8 protein-coding genes are annotated in these 18,555 nt (G+C 69.9%); 2 read left to right on the top strand and 6 right to left on the bottom strand.

The window, feature by feature from the left end:
- Positions 1-278 precede the first annotated feature (278 nt).
- The 3 genes from ACZOOI_RS02465 to ACZOOI_RS02475 form a co-directional block, all read right to left on the bottom strand.
- Positions 279-929, bottom strand: coding sequence for a hypothetical protein (locus tag ACZOOI_RS02465; protein ID WP_465279176.1), 651 nt, complete (start codon positions 927-929; stop codon positions 279-281).
- Positions 926-1,720, bottom strand: coding sequence for a hypothetical protein (locus ACZOOI_RS02470; protein ID WP_465279177.1), 795 nt, complete (start codon positions 1,718-1,720; stop codon positions 926-928). Before ACZOOI_RS02470 ends, ACZOOI_RS02465 begins: the two co-directional genes overlap by 4 nt.
- 262 nt (positions 1,721-1,982) lie before the next feature.
- Positions 1,983-3,437, bottom strand: coding sequence for a benzaldehyde dehydrogenase (locus ACZOOI_RS02475; protein ID WP_465279178.1), 1,455 nt, complete (start codon positions 3,435-3,437; stop codon positions 1,983-1,985).
- A gap of 311 nt (positions 3,438-3,748) precedes the next feature.
- Here ACZOOI_RS02475 and ACZOOI_RS02480 point away from each other — a divergent pair, with 311 nt between their 5' ends.
- The gene (locus ACZOOI_RS02480; RefSeq protein WP_465279179.1) at positions 3,749-4,564 is read left to right on the top strand and encodes a GNAT family N-acetyltransferase; all 816 of its coding nucleotides are present in this window, start codon (positions 3,749-3,751) and stop codon (positions 4,562-4,564) included.
- Between the two features lie 68 nt (positions 4,565-4,632).
- On the opposite strand, the gene ACZOOI_RS02485 is transcribed toward ACZOOI_RS02480, so the two are convergent.
- Both ACZOOI_RS02485 and ACZOOI_RS02490 read right to left on the bottom strand, forming a co-directional pair.
- Positions 4,633-5,169 (bottom strand): SMI1/KNR4 family protein, encoded by a 537-nt coding sequence (locus ACZOOI_RS02485; RefSeq protein WP_465279180.1) that lies wholly within the window; start codon positions 5,167-5,169, stop codon positions 4,633-4,635.
- A 9-nt stretch (positions 5,170-5,178) separates the two neighbouring features.
- On the bottom strand, positions 5,179-17,058 hold the full coding sequence (locus ACZOOI_RS02490) for a LamG-like jellyroll fold domain-containing protein (protein WP_465279181.1): 11,880 nt from the start codon (positions 17,056-17,058) through the stop codon (positions 5,179-5,181).
- A 273-nt stretch (positions 17,059-17,331) separates the two neighbouring features.
- On the opposite strand from ACZOOI_RS02490, the gene ACZOOI_RS02495 reads away from it, so the two are divergent.
- The gene (locus ACZOOI_RS02495) at positions 17,332-17,628 is read left to right on the top strand and encodes a hypothetical protein (protein WP_465279182.1); all 297 of its coding nucleotides are present in this window, start codon (positions 17,332-17,334) and stop codon (positions 17,626-17,628) included.
- Between the two features lie 56 nt (positions 17,629-17,684).
- Here the strand turns inward: ACZOOI_RS02495 and ACZOOI_RS02500 are convergent, their stop codons facing one another.
- The gene (locus ACZOOI_RS02500) at positions 17,685-18,485 is read right to left on the bottom strand and encodes a family 1 encapsulin nanocompartment shell protein (RefSeq protein WP_465279183.1); all 801 of its coding nucleotides are present in this window, start codon (positions 18,483-18,485) and stop codon (positions 17,685-17,687) included.
- Between the last annotated feature and the right edge of the window lie 70 nt (positions 18,486-18,555).

Raw genomic sequence — 18,555 nt, forward strand, 5'->3', positions numbered from 1 at the left:
AAAAAGCGGCCGGGCCCGGGCGCGCCGAGCAGGCGTGAACAGGCGCGGAAGGGCGCGCGGCGGGCCGGCCGAACGGCGCGTGGGGGCGTGCTTTCGCCGCCCGGAGACGCCGGCTTCGGGCGGTCGCACCGGACGCCGGCGGGCGGCAGGCGGGTGGCGGGTGACAGGCGGCCGGTGGCGGGTGGGTCGGCGTGTCGAGGCCGGTGCTTACGGCGCCGCACGGCACCACACCGCCCTGCGCCGCGCCGCGCGGCCCATCCCACCCGCCCTGCCCTCCGTCAGAACCGCACCGAGCGTTCCAGCGACTCGATCTCACCGAACCGTTCGGTGGCGCTGCTCGGCGCCGAGGACAACAGGTAGATCGGTACCACCCCGGTGTCGATCACGGTGACCCGGAGCCGGAACGGGGCCACGTTCTTGTCCTCGGGGGTGCACTCGATGTCCATCAGCCACGCGTTGCGGCCGTCGATTCGGGCCGCCTCGTTGGAGCGGACCGCGTCCTGGGCCTTGGCCGGGTAGATCAGTTCGAGCTGGGCCCGGCCCACGGTCTCGGCCATCTCCGGCATCGTGCGCGGCTTGGAAGCGTACGCCTTGGTGTCCACCACGCCGACCATGAACGTCCCGAGCGGGTTCTTCGGGTCGGCGGTCGGCTTGGCCGTGGGGTCGGCGGTCTTGGGATCGACGGTGGAGGCGACCGAGGAGTACAGGCCGACCATGGTGTCCGGCGGCTTGGCGTACCAGCCCTGGGGCAGCACGTACGAGATGTGCGCCTTGGGATCGCGGATCTCGCCGGGCCGGGCCGAGCGCGTGGGCGACGGCGTCGCGGACGACTCGGCCTTGGCGTCCTCGGCGTCCTTGTCGCCGGCGGGGCCGCACGCGCCGACGGCTATCAGCGCGGCCAGGGTCACCCCCAGCGCCGCGCGCCTCATCCCTCGACCTCCACGTCGCCCGCCTCGACTGCGGCGCGGTAGGCGGCCTCGACCTCGCTCCGGTCCGCACCCTCGCGGTCGAGCAGGTGCGCGTACAGCAGGCGGGAGCCGTCGATGCCCGAGTCGAGCGCCCGCCGGATGTGCTCGCGTGCGTCGCCGATCCGACCCGCGTCGAGTTCGGCGTCGCCGAGGTCGACCAGCGCGTCCTCCTGGCCCGCCGCGACCGCCCGGGTCAGCCACGCGATGCCATCGTCGACCGCGTCGCCGTTGAGCAGCAGCCGGCCGAGGTTGGCCATGGCGAACTCGTCGCCGGCCTCGGCCGCCGGGCGCAGCAACGCCTCGGCCTCGGCGGCGCGGTCGAAGTCCTGGAGGAAGGCGGCGAAGTCGTTCGGCGCGTCGGGATCGCCGGCTTCGAGCGCGGAGACGTACCACCGCTCGGCCGCCTCGGGCTCGTCCAGCGCGTCGGCGAGCAGGTTCGCGATCGGCAAGGCCCACTGCGTCTCGCCGAGCCGATGCCGATCGATCAGCAGATCGACGGCGGCGTCCGCCCGGCCGGTGACCTCCAGCAGTTCGCTGAGCGCGTCCACCGCCTCGACGTCCCCCTCCGCCAGCGCCTCCCGCAGGATCGCCTCGGCGGTCTCGTCACCTCCCGCGAACATCAGCTCGCCGGCCTTGCGACGAGCCTCCGGCACGCCGGCGTCGGCGGCTTCGAGGTAGAGCTTGACGGCGGCATCCATGCGCCCCTCGCGCATTGCTTGGTCGGCCTGGGCGAGGTGGTTAGTGCCGGACATGGTCCTGCTTTCGGATCGCGGAGCGTAGACCCACGAGCCTGCCACATCCGACCCCGATCCCCACGCCCGCCACGAGTCGGCGAACACGCATGGGCGCGAGGCACGCGGCACGAAGCGCGGACGCGGACCGGGTCGCGGGTGGTGGCCACGGCCGGGCGGTACCGCGCCCCGGGCCGTGTCCGCGTCTGCGTCCCCGTCCGCCTTCGCCTCTCCTTCGCCTTCGCCTCGCCTTCCCCTCCCCTTCGCCTGGAACGGATGCCCCTCAGAACGGATGCGGTGCGATGTCGCCCCGCACCGTCACCCACTGGGTTTCGGTGAAGGCGTCGAGATTGGCCTGCGGGCCGCCGAAGCGTGCGCCCGTGCCGGACGCGGCCTGGCCACCGAACGGTGCGTTCGCCTCGTCGTTGACCGTCTGGTCGTTGATGTGCACCAGACCGGTGGGTACCGCGTCCGCGATCCGCATCGCCGGGCCGACGTCGCCCAGGATGCCGAGCGACAGCCCGTACTCGCTGTCCCGCGCGAGCGCGATCGCCTCCTCGACCGTGCCGAACGGTACGACCGGCGCAACCGGCCCGAAGACCTCGTCCGCGTACGCCGGCATCGTCGGCCGTACGTCGGCCAGCACCGTCGGCCGATAGAACAGCCCCTCGTAACTGCCCCCGGCGGCCAGCCGCGCGCCCGCCGCCACCGTGTCGCGCACGAGCGCGTCGATGCGGAGCAGTTGCCGCTCGTCGATGATCGGGCCGAGCGCGACGTCCTTGCTCGCGGGATCGCCGACCGGAAGCCGATCGGCCCGCTCGGCGAGCGCCGCCACGTAGTCCGCGTGCAGGCTCTCGTGCACGAGATGCCGGCCGGTGGTCATGCAGATCTGGCCCTGGTGCAGGAACGAGCCCCACGCGCCGGCCGCTGCGGCCTTGTCCAGGTCGGCGCCGGGCAGCACGATCAGCGCGTTGTTGCCGCCGAGTTCGAGGTGGGCGCGCTTGAGCAGGCGTCCGCAGGTCTCGCCGATCCGGCGTCCGGCCGCGGTGGATCCGGTGAACGAGACGATGCGTACCTCCGGCGCCTCGACCAGGGCCGCACCCGTCTCGGCTCCGCCCGGCAGCAGGTGCAGGACGCCGGCGGGCAGCCCGGCCTCCTCGAAGACTCGGGCCAGGACCACACCGCCGCCGACCGCCGTACGCGGATCGGGCTTGAGCAGTACCGCGTTGCCCAGCGCGAGGGCGGGGGCGACCGAGCGGATGGACAGGATCAGCGGAAAGTTGAACGGCGCGATCACCGCGACCACCCCGGCGGGACGGCGCCGCGCGAAGCTCCATCGCGGTTGGGCCGAGGGCAGCACCAGTCCCTGCGGGTGCGAGGCGAGCGCCGCGGCCTCGAAGCACTCGGCAGCGGCGAAGCGCACCTCGAGTGCCGCCTTGGCCGGTACCGATCCGGCCTCGCGCACCAACCAGCCCTCGATCTCCTCGGCATGCCGCTCGAACAGCAGCCCGGCACGACGCAGTACCGCGGCGCGCTCGTCGTGCGGACGCGCCGCCCAGTCGACCTGCGCGCCGCCGGCGGCGGTCGCTGCCCGGGCGACGTCGGCGGGATCGGCGGCGCCGACCACGCCCAGTACGTTCCCGGTCGCGGGTTCGACGGCCTCGTACGTCCCGCCTGCGCCGGAAACCCAGCGCCCGTCGAAGATGTGTGCGGTCCAGGTGTCGGCGGCAAGGAACATGTGCGTCCTCCAGGCGATCGGCCGCACGGCGGGGCCTTGTGGGCTGCGAGGCGCGGCAGGTGTTGTTCGGAGCTTCGAACTGCCGAATACGTCCCGGATGTTGCTACGAATCCCCTTACGGCGAGCGCGTTCCTTCCACTGAGCGGAAGCAACGTGCCTCCCGTCGCCCCGTCGCCCCGTCGCCCCCGTCGTCCCCGTTGCCCCCGCAGCGCCGCAGCCCCGTCGCCTCGTCACGCTGCGGCCCCGTACCCCCCGATCGCACGGGCCGAAAATGGCTGCCGGGCGGCTACCCCATGTGATGGGGTGACTCGATGAACGCGACCGTGACCTCCCTGGCCTACCGCACCGACCTGATGCTGCTCACCCTCCAGGGCAGCCACGTCGAGGAGCGCGACGATTACCTGGTCGTCCGGACGCCGGCCAACCCCACCTTCCACTGGGGCAACTTCCTCCTCCTGGCCGCGCCGCCGGCCCCGGGCACGGCCGCCGCGTGGATCGACACCTTCCGCCGCGAATTCCCCGACGCGGCCCACGTCGCCCTCGGCGTCGACGGCACGAGCGGAGCGGCCGGAAACCCGACCGACCTGGCCGCCGCCGGCCTGTCCGTCGAACGCAGCACCGTCCTGACCGCAACGACCCTCCACGCGCCCGCGCGCCCCAACACCACCGCAACCGTCCGCATCGCCGAAACCGACGACGACTGGGCCCAGGCGGTGGCCCTCAGCGAGGCCACCAACCCCGGTTTCGACCCCGCCGGCTACCGCGAATTCGTCACCCACCGCGTCGCCGGCTTCCGCGACCTCCAGGCCCGCGGCCACGGAGCCTGGTTCGGCGCCTTCGAGGACAACCAACTCCGCGCCGGCCTGGGCCTGTTCACCGACGCCCAGGGTCTGGCCCGGTACCAAACCGTCACCACCCACCCGGCCCACCGCAACCAGGGCCTGGCCTCCACCCTGGTCCACACCGCCGCCCGACACGCCCAGGCCCACTGGTCCACCGAAACCCTGGTCATCGTCGCCGACCCCACCTACCTGGCCATCAACCTCTACCGAGCCCTCGGCTTCACCGACACCGAAACCCAAATCCAACTCAACCGGATTTCGTTCGGGACGTCCTCGAACGCGTAGCCACGCCTACCCCCCGTTTTCCCACGGCGGATAACCCGGGTGCGGCGCGTCGAGCGCCGGGCAGAGTCCTACGTGCCCACACGCCCCACCCGAATGAACTTCGGTTGGCCGGGTTCCGTGCCCGCAAACAGTGGTGGATCCAAGGTTCCCGCGAGCCCGGCCTCCATGAATTCTGTGAAGCTCATCGTGTATTCATGCCAGCCGTGACGCCAGTCGAGAATAAGCGAGGGGTTCTGGTTGCTTGCGGAACTCGGGCGCAGAAGAAGCTCGTCGCCCGTGATCTCTCGTGCTATGGGCATGACCCATCCGGGTTCCGGATAGATCGGCCAAGCCACAAGCGACGGGTCCATGGACCGAAGATCCCGATATGTGTCGGCGGTTTCCTCTATCTCATGACCCAGGTTCAAGCTTTCCGGCTCCCTCGGAGCCTTCGGGTGGAAGAAAATCACATTCCCACACACTTGACCGGGGCCATACGCGGATATGAATGACTTGTAATCCTGCGGCAAGGAAACATCGAAACTTGCTTCGAACTCCGCCCAATCGTCTTCTATATCATTATGGAGAGTTGGCCTCCCGAGAAAGGGGAGAAGTTTCTCTATCATGCTTCGACCTCACGCACACTCGACTCCACGATTCACGGCCGCGCTCTTCAGGTCCAGGTAGAGTGTACAGTCAAGCGAAAAGCCCTTCGAGCCGGTTGCGCGGAACAAGAGCTTCGAAGCAATGGCCGGACCCTTGGGGAAAGCCGGATCGGAAGAGGACGTATAGACCGGCAATACACCCAAGGTAACCACCTGAGTCTTCGCGGCAATATTCACCGGCCTCTCCAATGCCGTAAACATATTGGGCGAATTGACCGGCTTCTGATATCCGGATATGAAGTTTCGCAATGTATTCCCCGCCCCACCATTTGCGCTCGCGATGAGATGAAGCGCGGCCCGGTTATTCGCCGGAAACTGATCGATTCCGGCCGGATCATTCCAGGTTGGGTCAACGCGCGCACTCCGACCCACGCGTCGATCATCACTTTCGATAACTGCAACCGCGCCCGTGGCGCGACAATCTCCGGCGCCAGGGCCAAAGCGTGTCATCGGCGCATAGAAGTAGCCCGGATCCTGCGATGGATAGTCACGCTGGCAAGCAGATTGAGTGCGCCTACTTTGCACGTCCGCACTCGATCCTCCAAATCCAAGCTCGGGATCGATGGTTTCCTCCGGGAAGAACCGCTGAAGAAGTTCGAGCGAGTATTTGTCTGCTTCGATCTGCTCGGGCGTGTGACGGTCCGGAGTCTGTGTGGTCGGCTGTATGGAGTCCAAGACACGCGTACTGTCCAGGACTCCCTTGACGATGGCGATCAGTGGGTCAATGACCGGGGTGGCCGAGGTCGGGGGGCGGTTCTTGGGCGCTGTAGGTCGGTGCGGCGGCTTCGGCTTGGGCTTGAGAGGGGACTTGCCGCCGGGTCCCTTGGCCCCGGGGCCCTTGCCGTTTCCGCCTCGGCATCCGACTACGCACCGGCCGCCTGGACCGGCGCCGGGGCCGCCGGTTCCCGGGCCGGCGCCGGGGCCCTTGCCGGGGCCGCCACTGGATCCGCAGGCGCCGTAGGTCCGGCACGCCCAGGCGTTGAGGTCACTCGCGCGGGTGCCCGCCGCGGCTGAACTGGAGGCCGCGCTGCTGGCCGTCGTCGGATGAGTCGCCCACCAACCGGCGAGAGTCGCAGTGCCGGTAATGGTTCCGCCGCCGCTGCCGGTCCACGAGTTCCACTTGCTCTTGACCTTCGATCCGAGGCTTTGAGCGCCGGACCAGGTGTTCGACAAACCGTTGGCCAGACCTTGTGCCAACGACTGGCACTTCGCCATGCAGGCGGCACCCACGGCAAGAGCCCCGGCTGCTGCCCAATAAACGGCTGTGCCCTCGACGACGCAGCCATCCCAGAAGCAGTGCCCGCTCGGGTCGGTATTGGTCAGCGGGTCTCCTCCTCCATACGCGTACCGGTTCGCGTTCCCCGACGGGCTGGGGTCGAGGGTCCAGGTGTCGCGGGAGTCGAAGCCGCCACTTGCCGGGTCGTACCAGCGGCTGGCCATGTTGACCTGGCCGGTGGTGGGGTCGGTCCAGGCGCCCTGGTAGCCGAGGCCGGGGCGGGGGCCGGTTTGGGTGGTGACCTGGCCGAAGGGGTCGTAGGTGGTGGCGGCGGTGCGGTTGAGGGTGGTGGGGTCGATCGCGGCGGTGACGTCGCCGTGTTGGTCGGTGATGGCAAGGGTGGCGGAGGTGCCGTTGCCGGTGGCGATCAGGTCGCCGGCGGCGCCTCGGGTGAACTTGGTGGTGCCGTCGGCGACGAGGTTGTTCGTGCTGCCGTCGTAGGCGAAACCGGATTGGCCGTCGCGGGTGATCATGCGGCCCTGGGCGTCGTAGCCGTAGGAGGCGCTGTCCTGGGCGAGTTGCTCGAACGCGTCGAACTGCAGCGACTTGGTCAGGCCCGGGACGGTGATCGTGGAACGGGTGCCGCGCGGGGTGTAGCCGTAGGTGATGTCGCCTGCGGTGAGGAGGCGGTTGCGTTCGTCGTACGTGGCGGTCTTCGTTCCGGCGCCGGTGCGGTTGCCGGCCGCGTCCCAGGTGTAGGGCGTGACGGTGGTGCCGTCGTTCCACTGGGTGAGGCGGCCCGCCAGGTCGTAGGTGTAGGTGTTGTTGCGGCCCCCGGTTGCGGACTCGTCCTTGCCGGTGACGCGACCGTCGTCGTCGTAGGTGTACGCCGTCCGCTGTTGCCGGTCTCCCGCGTCCGTGTACACGCCGTCGACGGCCAGGCGCCCGAACGGGTCGTACTCGTACTGCCGATGCGACGACGGCATCGACATGGCGCTGATGCCGTTGGGAGCCCCGGCGCTCGGGCGTTGGTACGTCTCGTCCGTCGGCCTGCCCGCCGCGTCGTATTCCCTCTCGACGCGCACGCCGGTCTGCGGGTCGAGCACGCTGGCGGTCCGACCGGCGCCGTCGTAGCCGAACACGGTGGTGCCGGCCGCGTCCGTGCGCTGCGACAGCTGTGACTCCGCGTCCCAGGTGTACTGCGAGGAGCCCGAGGTACCCGCCGAAGTCAACAGGAGGCCGCGGTCGTTGTAGGTGTACGTGTTCGTGGACTTCGCCGTCACCGCACCGAAGGTTTGTGCCTTGGTCAGGCGACCGGAGTCGTCGTAGGCGAACACGCGCTTGTCCGTGGACGCTTCCGCGCCGATGCCGACCTGCTCGATCAGGCGGCCCAGGTGGTCGTAGGTGTTGTTCGAGCGCACACCGCCCGGCGCCGACTGGATCGTGGCCTGGCCCACCGCGTCGTAGGTGGTCGTCCAGGTCCGGTCGGCGAGGTTCGGGTGCGCGGTGGTGGCGGGCTCGATGACGCTCTCCGGCTGATCCCACGCGGTGTGCGTGTAGATCGTGGAGTTGCCCTTGCCGTCGGTGAAGCGCGTGCGGTTGCCCATCGCGTCGTATCCGAAGGAGGACACGATCGACGTACCGGCGTCGACCTTCTCGGTCTGGCGGGTCAGCCGACCGGCTGCGTCGTAGGCCAGGTCGGTACGGCCGCCCGTGGGTGTCACCGTCGAGACCTGGTTGCCGTCGGCGTCGTAGGTGTACGACGTGGTGACGCTCGTTCGTCCCTTGTAGGAGAAGTTCTGGACCGAGTCGACTCGGCCGAGCGGGCTGTACGACCAACGGGTGGACCGGAGCGTCGGGTCAGCGACCCGGACCTTGCGGCCCAGACCGTCGTACTCGGCGGTCATCGTGTTTCCGAGTGGGTCCGTGGACGTGAGCAGCTCGCCTGCCACGTTGTACGAACTTCCTGCGACCCGCCCGGTCGGCGACTTCGTCGACACCACCCGGCCCGCGTCGTCGTAGGTCATCGTGGTCGTGAAGTTATTGGCCGTGGGGAAGCGTTCGACCTGGGTGCTGGTGAGTTGGCGGCCCAGTTGGTCGTAGGTCGCCTCCGTGCGGGCGCCCTCGGGGTCGACCGCCGAGAGTTGGCGGCCGTTGGCGTCGTAGGTGTAGCGCCAGGTGGCGGGCGTCGGGGGTGCGTCCGCGAAGGTCTGGGTCATCAACGAGCCCTGGTTGGTGCCCGGGTTCGCCAACGCACCCTGCTGGATGGGGGCTTGGGGGGCCGTCTTCTCGACGACGTTGCCCATCCGGTCGTAGCGCAGCTTGCTGGTCCGGCCGAGCGGGTCGGTCGACTCGATGGCGCGGCCGGCCTTGTCGTAGCGGACCTGCGAGGTGGCGGTGATCGGCTGGGTGGCGCCCGCGGGCGTGTACGGCGGCAGCGTGGTCGACGTGGTGCGGCCCGTGCGGTCGGTGACGCTTGTCGTCACCCGGCCGTTCGCGTCGCGGGACACGACCGGCTCGCCGAAGGCGTTGTAGCCGACGGTCGTGGTCGGGCGGGTGTTGGTCGGCGCGGCGCCGCCTACCGTCACCTCGACGGTCGGGGACGCGGTGGAGACCTCGCGGCCCAACACGTCATACGTGTGGGTGACCGCATACGCGCTCGGCGTGGCACCCGCCGCGTTGCCGTTCGGCGAGACCTCCTCCAACACCAGGCCGCGCTGGTCGCGCTTCCAGGTGGCGACCAGTACGTCGTCGACGCGCGGCGCGCCCGTCTCGTTGTGGGCGGTCTGACGCAGGACGCGACCCGCCTTGTCGTACGTGAAGTCGGTGGCCTCTGGCGTGGTGATGCCCGCGCCGGTGCGCAGCGTTCGGCCGACGAAGCCGGCCGGGTCGTACACCGTCGAGCTTTCCCGGTTCAGGCCCCCGGGGTCGAGGACCGTCTTGACCGGGCGGTTCTGCGCGTCGTAGGTGAAGTCGGTGATCGTCGTGCCGCCGGTGACGCTCCGCGCCACGTTGCCCGCGCCGTCGTAGCTCAGCCGCTCCAACACGATGTCTCGGGTCGAGCCGTCGGCTTGACGCACGCCGCGCGCGATCGTCTCGGCCTTGCTGTCGTCGTCGTAGTAGGTGTACGACGTCGTCGCGCCCATCGCGTCAGTGACCGAGGCGAGTCGGCCGGCCGGGTCGTAGGCCCGGGATTCCACGACCAGGTCGCGCGGGGTGCCGGAGGGGTCGCCGTCCCAGCCGACCAGCACCGTCTCGGCCGGTTGCCCGCCCGGGGTGTAGAAGTAGCGGATCTCGCCGCCGACCGGGTCGGTCCTGGAGATCAGGCGCCCGAACGAGTCGTAGGCGGTGCGTGTCACCCCGCCCTCGGGGTCGGTCGCGGTCTCCGGGCGGCCCTTGGTGTCGTAGGTGTAGGTGTTGGTACGGGTCGTGTCGCCGCCGGTGAGGTCGGCGGTGGACTCCTCGACCACGCGGCCGTCGACGTCGTAGACGGTGGTGCCGCGCAGCGTGTGCGTGACGCCGGTGATCGCGTTGGGTACACCCGGCTCGGTCGCGGTCGTCGGCCGCGACGCGTAGTCGTAGGCAGTGGTCGTGGTCACGCCCGCCGGCACGCTGTCGGAGACCTCGGTGGTGGTGATCTTGCGGCCGAGTCCGTCGTAGGTCTGCCGGGTGATCAGGCCGACCGGGTCGGTGGTGGCCGCCAAGTCGCCGTTGGCGTAGTACGCGAACGTCGTTACGCGGTTCCCGGGTTGTGTGGTGGAGGCGAGCAGGCCGGCGGGTACGGTGCCGCCGCCGACCGCGGCCTCCGTCCCGGTGGTGTAGGCCCGTTGCGTGGTCGAACCGTCCGGCCGGGTCTCACCGCTGGGGTGGCCGCTGGTGGTGTACGCGTACGTGGTCCTGTACGTGTTGTCGCCGACGTCGGCGGAGCGTGGGTCGCGCACCGCGATCAGTTGGTCGTTGCGCGGGTCGAGCGGGTTGTCCTTGTCGAGGTAGAACTCCTGGTAACCCGTCCAGCACTGGGTCGTGGTGCGGCAGGTGGTGCGGGATATCTCGTTGCCGCGTGCGTCGTGGCCGCTGATCACCGAGTTGCCGTTGGCGTCGGTGACGGTGTGTCGGAAGCCGCCGCTGTCGTAGCCGTAGGTCGTGGTCGCGCCCTCGACGTCGGTGACACTGAGCGCTCGGCCGCGGAACGAGTCGTAGGTGCGCTTCTCTTGGCGGTTGTTCGGGTCGGTGACCGTGGTCGTGGTGGTCAGCGCGGCGGCTTCGGTGGTGGTGCCGCTCGCGTAGTGGCGGGCGATCGTGTCGGCGGTGAGCGCCTGGTGGTGGATCGCGACTTCGTCGATCGCGCCCTTGAAGAAGCCCCGAATGTTGGTCGGCTTGGCCGGCCAGGCGAGGTTGTTCACCGGGCCGGCACCGATGGTGACGTAGGGGTCGACGACGATCGCGGTCGCGTCCAGGGGTGTGCCGACGAGGTTGCCGTCGAGGTAGAGCTTCTGTGTCTTGCCGAGGGCGTCGACGGCGAGCGCGACGTGGTGCCAGCGGCCGTCGAGGACCGAGTCGGCCGAGGTGATCGGAGCGGCGTTGCCGTTCCACACCTGGCCGCGCAACTGGCCGTCGGTGCCCACGTAGAGCATCGGTGTGGCCGGGGTGTCGGCGACCACGTACGGCATGTCCGTCGTGGAGTAGCCCATCAGCACACCGGGACCCTCGGCCTGGAACCACAGCTCCGTGGTGAACTGCGAGACGCCGGTCAATTGGTCCTTGGGCAGTCGGATGTGCGAGGCGGTGCCGTCGAAGCCCGCCGCCTTGTCGCCGGTGGCACCGAACGCACCCACGACCCCCTGTTGCAGATTCCAGGAGCCGCCCGCGTCGGTGGTCCGACCAGGCATCAGGTTGACCGGTGCGCCGGCACTGTCGGTCCGGGTCAACGGCCAGTATCCGAGCGGGCCGGCGGCGACGATCGCCTTACGGTAGTCGACCGCGGACGAGCCTCGAAGCGCCGCGTGCGCGGCCACGGTCGGGGCGTCGAGTGCCTTGCGGTAGACGGCGACTTCGTCGATGAGTCCGGTGAGGTAGCCGACCGGACCGGGCGCCTTCTCCCAGCCCGCGCTGGTGTCGCCCGCGCCGATGAAGCTGCGCAGGCTCTTCTCGTGATGGACGTCGCCGGGGATCGTCCCGCCTACCGACTGGCCGTCGAGGAAGAGGGTCTGAACGAGTCCGTCCGTGCTCAGGACGGCATGGTGCCACTCGCCGTCGTTGACGAGGGTCGGCGATACCAGTTGTGGTTTGGTGCCTCCGTTGAGTGTGAAGAACTTGCCGCGCAGTTTGCCGTCGGTGTCGACGTACAGGGCCGGGACGTAGTCGGCGGGATGCTCGCCGATGCCGGCCGACTGGTACGAGTACAGGACCCCGGGCGAAGTGGTCCGGAAGGAGAGCTCGATGGAGGCCTGCGAGGAGCCGTGGAACAAACCCTCGGGTAGTTCCGTGTAGGCGTCGGTGCCGTTGAAGTAGGCCGCTCCGTCTCCGTCGGCGACACCCGAGGGATCACCGGTCACCGCGTGTGCGCGGCCGGGTCCGTTGGTGGCGCGGGCGCCTTGCTGGGAGGAGACCTGTGCGCCGGACGTCTCGTTCAGCCGGTAGTACGACCACGGGCCCGATGCGGTCACCGCGGCGCGGTACGTCGGCGCACTGCTCGGGACGACCGCGTTCCGCGCCGCGAAGTGCTCGGCCACCGCCGTCGCGTCGATCGCCCGGTCGTACACCGCCACTTCGTCCATCGACCCGTCGAAGCGGCCGACGGTGCCCGGTGCTTCCGCCCATCCGGCGACGAATCCGGCGCCCAGGTACACCCGGCTGGAACTCTCGTGGTTGACCGCGCCGTTGATGCTGCCTGCCTTGGCCCCGTCCAGGTAGAGCGACTGCACGGTGCCGTCGGCCGTCAGGACCGCGTGGTGCCAGCGGGTGTCGGTGACCGCTTGGGCGGAGGCGATCGGCGCCGCCCAAGCGGCATCGGCCTGCAGGAACTTCCCGCGCAGCTTGCCGTTGGTGTCGATGTAGAGCGCGGGAGTGTAGTCACCGCCCGCCCCGGCCGGGTCGTCGATCGCCTTGGATTGGTGCCCGACGAGCACACCCGGCTTGTCGGTCTTGAACCACAGTTCGATGGACAGCCGAGGCCGGGTTCGCAGCAGGTTCTGCGGCAACTCGACATAGGACGTCGTCCCGTTGAACTCGGCCGCCGTGTCGTCGCCGCCTGCGAACGCGCCCGCCCGGCCGGGGATCACGTCGTGGTACGTACCCGCTCCTGCGCTGCCGAAGGCGTTGTTCGCGCCGGTTCCGCCCTGTTCGCCGAGGCGGTAGTAGGCGACCGGCGCGGACGCGGTGATCGCGCTCGCGTAGCCGGCGGAGGAGGCGGTGTAGGTCGGTGGGGCCAACTTCCAGGCGCCACCATTGGCGTCGGTGACCTGGGTGACCCGGTCGGTGCGCGCGTCGTAGACGACCTCCGCGTGCGTGCGCCCGGACGGCAGCGTCACCTTGGTCAGCTGGGTCGCCGCAGCCCGCGCGGCGTAGTGTTCGGCCACGCCGGCGGCGCCCAACGGGCGTTCGTACAGGGCCACGTCGTCGATGGAGCCGTTGAAGTAGCCGATCGCGCCCGGTGATTGGGGCACGCCCTGGGCGAAGCCCGTGCCGACGAGGGTGTTGCTGCCGGCCGGGTGGTAGACCTCACCCGAAAGGGTGCCCACGGCCTGGCCGTCGAGGTAGAGCGTCTGTGCCGTGCCGGTCGCGGACAGCACCGCGTGGTGCCACTGGTTGTCGGTGACCACACCGGCGGACGTGATCGGATCCGGGGTGGCGCCTCGGGTGAGGAAGCGACCGCGCAGCTTGCCGTTGGTATCGATGTAGAGGGCGGGGTTGAACTCCCCGCCCACGCCCGCCGGGTCGTCGAGCGCGCGGGCCTGCTGACTGAACAGCACCCCGGCCCCGGTCGTCTTGAACCACATCTCGACGCTGAGGAAGGTGGACTTGCCCACGATGTCGGCCGGCAGTCGCACATACGACGACGTGCCGTTGAACCCGGCGGCCTGGTCCGGGGAACCGCCGAGCGCACCGGCCTGACTGAGCGTCACGTTGTGGTACTCGGCGCCTTCCCGGGTTGTCGCGGTGGGCACGCTGTCGGCCGCGGTGGTCGTCGGACCCGTGTCGCCGAGCCGCCAGTACGAGCGCGGGCCGGCATCCATCACGACGGAGCGGTAGTGCGACCCGGTGGTGTAGTCGTAGCGCGTGCACGGCGCGGTCGGTCCCGCGCCACCGGGGACGGGCGGACAGACGCTGATCAGTCGGTCGCCGTCGTAGCCGTACGTCCACACCGGACCGGGGGTCGTCGCGTCGATCGGGTTCGTGCCCGCCTGGGTGACGTGGGCACCGGTCCAGGTGAAGCTCAGATAGCGGCCGGAGGTGACGTCCGTGGCGCGCGCGATCCGACCGTCCGGGCCGTACGTGATCTGCTGGGTACGCCCCGCGTAGTCGGCGACGGAGACCAGTCGGCCGGCCGCGTCGAAGACCTGCCGGGTGCCGGACTTGTCGGCGAGTTGCCAACCGCCGCCCGTGACCGCGGTGAAGGTGGCGAAGCCGCCGGACGGCGCGGCGTAACTGCCGTCCGCGTTGCGCCCGAAGCGCATCTGGCCGCCGGAGGCGAGCACGATGACGACGTTGCCGGAGCCGTCGTTGTCCGGAATCGCGCGCATGTCCCAGCGCGAGGCCCAGCCCGCGCCGAACGCGGTGTCGGTGCGCGGGTCGAGCGAGTTGTACGTCCGCGCGACCGTCAGGTCCGGGCCGACCGCGCTCACCGAGGCGTCTGTGGCGGCCGTGGTGTAGTTGCCGACCTGTTCGTTGAACTCCTTGTCCGCCGAACCGGCCGCCAGGTGGCTGGTGATCGCCGGCTGCGGCACCTGGGTCGAGAACATCGCGGGCCGCGCGAACGTGCCGTCCGCGCCGCCGGAATCACCGACCGTGCCATACCAGGCGTAGGTCTTGCCCCAGGTCAGGTTCCATTCCTTGGGCACGGTCCACGGCGAGCTCGGCTGCCAATCGGAGGTGTGGCAGTCCTTGCGCGTGTTCGCGCCGTCGACCTCGCAGACCTCGAACTTGTAGCGCAGCGGCTGGTTCACCGGCCACGAGTCCCGGTCGTGGCCGGTCACGTGCAACATCGGGGTCAGCGTCGAGAACGTGTAACCGCTCGGCGGCCACGCCGTATCCACGGCCGGCGGCCGGTTGGGAATGGTGAACACCGCGGGGTTCGGACGGATCGAGGCACTGTCCCCGTCACCGATGTAGGCGTACCAGGCATATGTGCCGCCTTTGACCAGTCCCCAGTCGGAGGGGACCGTGAACGAGGAGGACGTCCGCCAGCCGGAGTTGCGGCAGTCCTTGCGGAAGTCCTGGCCGTCGACCCTGCACACCTCGAAGTAGTAGTCCAGCGAGGGCCGCGGCCAGTTGTCCGGGTCGTTGCCCGCAACGGTGAACGTCGGGGTGGTGGTGTCGGACTCGTACCCGTTGCCCGGTGTCATCGACGTGAGGACGGGCCACTTGTTGGCCGTGCCCAGCGCCATCGGCAACGGCGGTACGCCCAGTTGGGAGAACTTGGGGATGTTGGTCCCGTCCATGTCCCACGCGAGTGTGTACGTACCCGGCGGCAGTTTGGCGATGGTGGCGTTCAGCGTGACCGATTGGCCCGGTGCCACGTCATTGGGCAACTGCGTCCAGGCCACGGTGTTCAGCTCGGTACCGCTCGCGTTGAACAGCCGGTAGTGCAGCGAGTGGATCCCCTTCGTCCAACCCACGGCGCCATTGTTGGTGACGGTGACGCTCGCGATGCCGTCCTGAGTGGCCGTCACCTCACGCACGAGGTTGTTGAATTTGTACGCGGCGCGGTAGGGCGTGTAGTCGATGTCGAGCTTGACGCCGCCGTTGGGCGCGGTGTCGAACTTCTTCCAGGTCTTCGGGTCTCCCTGGGCGGTGCGCACGGTCAGACCGTTGTTCGCGGCACCGGTGACCCAACCCTGGATCAGGTCGCGACCGCCGGTGCCGAGGTCGACGACGCCCCAGCCGTCGTTGCAGCCGTCCGACTCGTTGCCGAGGGCGAAGGAGGCCGAACCCAGCGCGGGGCCGTAGGAGGGGCCCGGCCAGCGCACCGAACTCGGGTTCCACGAGGCGGTGTTGCCGTGCACCGTCACCGCGCGCGGTGCCTGGCAGTCCCACGAGTGCACGTTCCACATCGCGAGCCGGGCGCCGGTGATCGTGTGGTTCTGCAACTGGGACGAGACGGCGGAGGTGTTGAGCAGGATCGCGGCGTTGGCGCAGCCGCTGTCGCAGTTGTAGCCGAGGCGATAGACGTCGGTCTGGAAGAAGTTGCGGCCCTGCACGATGCTCACCGAGTTCGATGCGGGTGTCACCGCGACCGTGGGGTCGACCTTGACCGGGTACACCCGTCCCGGCGCGTCCAGCCAGGCGCGGTCGAGCTTGACCCGCAGCACCTGCGTGCCGTCGGCCCGCGCGAGGAGTTCGTACGTCACGCCGCCCGAGGTCGCGCCCTCGCCCGAGGCCGGGTCGGCCGCGGAGTCCATCATCCAGCCGTGCGGGATCATCGCCTGGACCGCGCCGGAGGCGTCGGTCAGGGCCACGTTGCCGTTCTCGTCCAGACTCGCGGTGAGCCCGGCAAGGTGCAGCGGGAAGTCCCAGGTGTCGGGCGCGGAGGGCGAGTTGAGGAGGATCGTCTCCTTGATCTCGCCGTCGCCGGCCTTGAGGTTGACGTCCGACTGGGGCCGCGCCCCGGTGAAGGTGATGCTGTCCGACGTGGTTCGCCCGACGCTGGGGCTCGCGCCGTCGAGGCCGAAGCCGACGCTGTTCCCGTTGCCCGTGTGCAGCGTCGCCAGTCGGGTGGCGTCCGCCTTCGTGGCGACGTCGACGGGGTTGGCCGCGGCGCGCGTGCGCCACCAGCCCGGGTCGGTCGGGCTGCCACCCATCGGAGCGAGGGTGTCGTCGACCTTGGCCCATGTCCCGTTCGGGAGGCGGTAGTTGACCGGGTCCTCGGAGACCTTGAGAGTGCGGCTGCCGTCGGCGTTCTCGTAGACGTCGGTGTGTGAGTCGCGCTCGGCCGGCAGCTCGCGACTGGTCCGTGCGTCGAAGGACGAGCCACCTGAGGGCTTCGGAGCCTGCGGGGCGGCAACGGCGAGGCTCGTGCCGTCGACCTGCGGCGCAGACTCGATCTGCTGGGTGCCGGCGCCGGCGAGCGGCCGCTCCGGGGCCGACTCGATCGGGGTCGGCGCCAAGGGACCCTGATCCGGGCCGAGTTCCCCCGGGGCCTTACCCGCGGGCCGTCCAGCGGCATCCGCTCCCGCACGCGTCTGTCCCGTGTCGACCTGGTGCGAGCGGCCGCCGGCCGAACCCCATTCCTGGCTCGGCTTGCCGTACTTCGCCCCGCCTTGGGTGGCGGCGGACACGGCGGTCGCCCCGCCGACGGTAAGACCCACGGTCATCGCCATCGCAGCGACGATCGCGGTCGGACGCTGCGCACGCAGCCACAACAGCCCACCGAGCACGGGACTGCTCCCCCGGGAATAGAGATAGGACAGGCGCATATCCAAATGGCCGCCGGGCAGTTGAACAATCTATTTGGTTCTATGTCGACAGATGATTCACGTCATAGCGACGTCATACAACTTTTGAGCATTCTCAAGCGTCTGGGAGGATCGCAGCTGTTCCGGGATGGCGCGGTTGCCCCGAGGCGGTCACGGAACAATCCCGGAGCGGATCGGTTTGGCGTGCCCCCAGGGTCCTCGACCGCAGGAGAACCCGATCGGACCGCGTGTGGTGCGGGTCGGTCGGGAGGGTGAGCTGTGAGCATGGCGGGTATGGAGAATTGGTTTCCCAGGCGGCCCGGGGACGACCCCTTGGAACGGGCTTCCGTGGTGGGTGAGTTGCCGGAAGTCGACGGGCCCGCGCGTCGGCTGGCGGAGGCGTTGCTCGGATGGCACAACGCGGCGCCCGGGGCAGCCGAACCGGCACACGAGGTGCGGGTCGTGGTGGCACCGGCCGCGCCGGCGGACCGGGAGCTGTGTTGGCGGCTCGAGGTCGCGCCGGCGCGGGTGGAGCGGTTGATCGCGTTGTTGCGGCGGGATACCGAGGCGCTGTTCGCGGCACCCGAGTGAGACTGCCGGGCCCCGACCGCCGGGTCCCGGCTTCGCGTCCCGGCTTCGTGTCCCGGCTACGGCCGAGCGAACGCGATCGCGGCCTCGCCCGTGTACATCAGGAAGGTCAGCGTCTCCTGGAAGTACAGCCGTACGTTGTCCTCGTCGTGCGACAGGTAGCCGATCGACAGGTCCTGCCCCAACCGCAACTCGTAGTCGCCGCCTCGGGTGGACAGCACGAACGCGCCGTCGATCGCGGGTGCCCAGATCGGCTCGCCGCCCAGGATCCGGGTCAGGTGTTGCCGGATCGGGTAGCCGTGATCGGCCGCCTCGTTGACCGCGGTGTACGCCTCCGGGCCCAGCACCAACTGGTACGGGCCGTTGACGCCCGCCAGGCGCAGTTCGGTGAGCGCGCGGCTGACCGCGTCGGGGTAGTCCCGCACCGCCGCCGGCAGCGTCACCGGCGCGTTGCTGGACGCCGCCCGGATGCCCTCGATCGACGCGGCCGCGTAGCCCTCGAAGATCAGCCGATCCTCGGTGAACGCCATCTTGCGCGCGGCGTCCTTGACCGGTTGCCAGTCCGCGTCCTTGGCTCCGCGCTCGACCGCGTCGACCGCGCTGCGGGCCACGGTGAACGGCACGCGCAGTTCGATCAGCGGACGGAAGTCCCGGCTGCGCGCCCGTACTCCGTCGGCCGGCGGCGCGAGGTCGGTCAGGTGACCGGTGCCCACGCCGGCCGTCTCGCTGCCGTCCGGGCCCTGCACGTCCACGACCCGGCGGCCGGCGACGTGCCGCTTGAACGTACGTCTGGCCTCGTCCTCCAGATCCGCCCAGGCGGCGTCGGAGACGGGGGCGAGTTCCCGGTGCAGGTTGTTCATGAGGTGGCGCTCCTTTGTCGGGATGGATACGGCGGCGTGGGGACGGCTGCGTGAATACGGCGGCGTGGGG

It is taken from the genome of Embleya sp. L77 (assembly GCF_055557415.1).

Bases quoted from the DNA above. Each gene is read 5' to 3' on its own strand.
- ACZOOI_RS02465 (WP_465279176.1), bottom strand. From the start codon at position 929: ATGAGGCGCGCGGCGCTGGGGGTGACCCTGGCCGCGCTGATAGCCGTC.
- ACZOOI_RS02470 (WP_465279177.1), bottom strand. From the start codon at position 1,720: ATGTCCGGCACTAACCACCTCGCCCAGGCCGACCAAGCAATGCGCGAG.
- ACZOOI_RS02475 (WP_465279178.1), bottom strand. From the start codon at position 3,437: ATGTTCCTTGCCGCCGACACCTGGACCGCACACATCTTCGACGGGCGC.
- ACZOOI_RS02480 (WP_465279179.1), top strand. From the start codon at position 3,749: ATGAACGCGACCGTGACCTCCCTGGCCTACCGCACCGACCTGATGCTG.
- ACZOOI_RS02485 (WP_465279180.1), bottom strand. From the start codon at position 5,169: ATGATAGAGAAACTTCTCCCCTTTCTCGGGAGGCCAACTCTCCATAAT.
- ACZOOI_RS02490 (WP_465279181.1), bottom strand. From the start codon at position 17,058: ATGCGCCTGTCCTATCTCTATTCCCGGGGGAGCAGTCCCGTGCTCGGT.
- ACZOOI_RS02495 (WP_465279182.1), top strand. From the start codon at position 17,332: ATGGAGAATTGGTTTCCCAGGCGGCCCGGGGACGACCCCTTGGAACGG.
- ACZOOI_RS02500 (WP_465279183.1), bottom strand. From the start codon at position 18,485: ATGAACAACCTGCACCGGGAACTCGCCCCCGTCTCCGACGCCGCCTGG.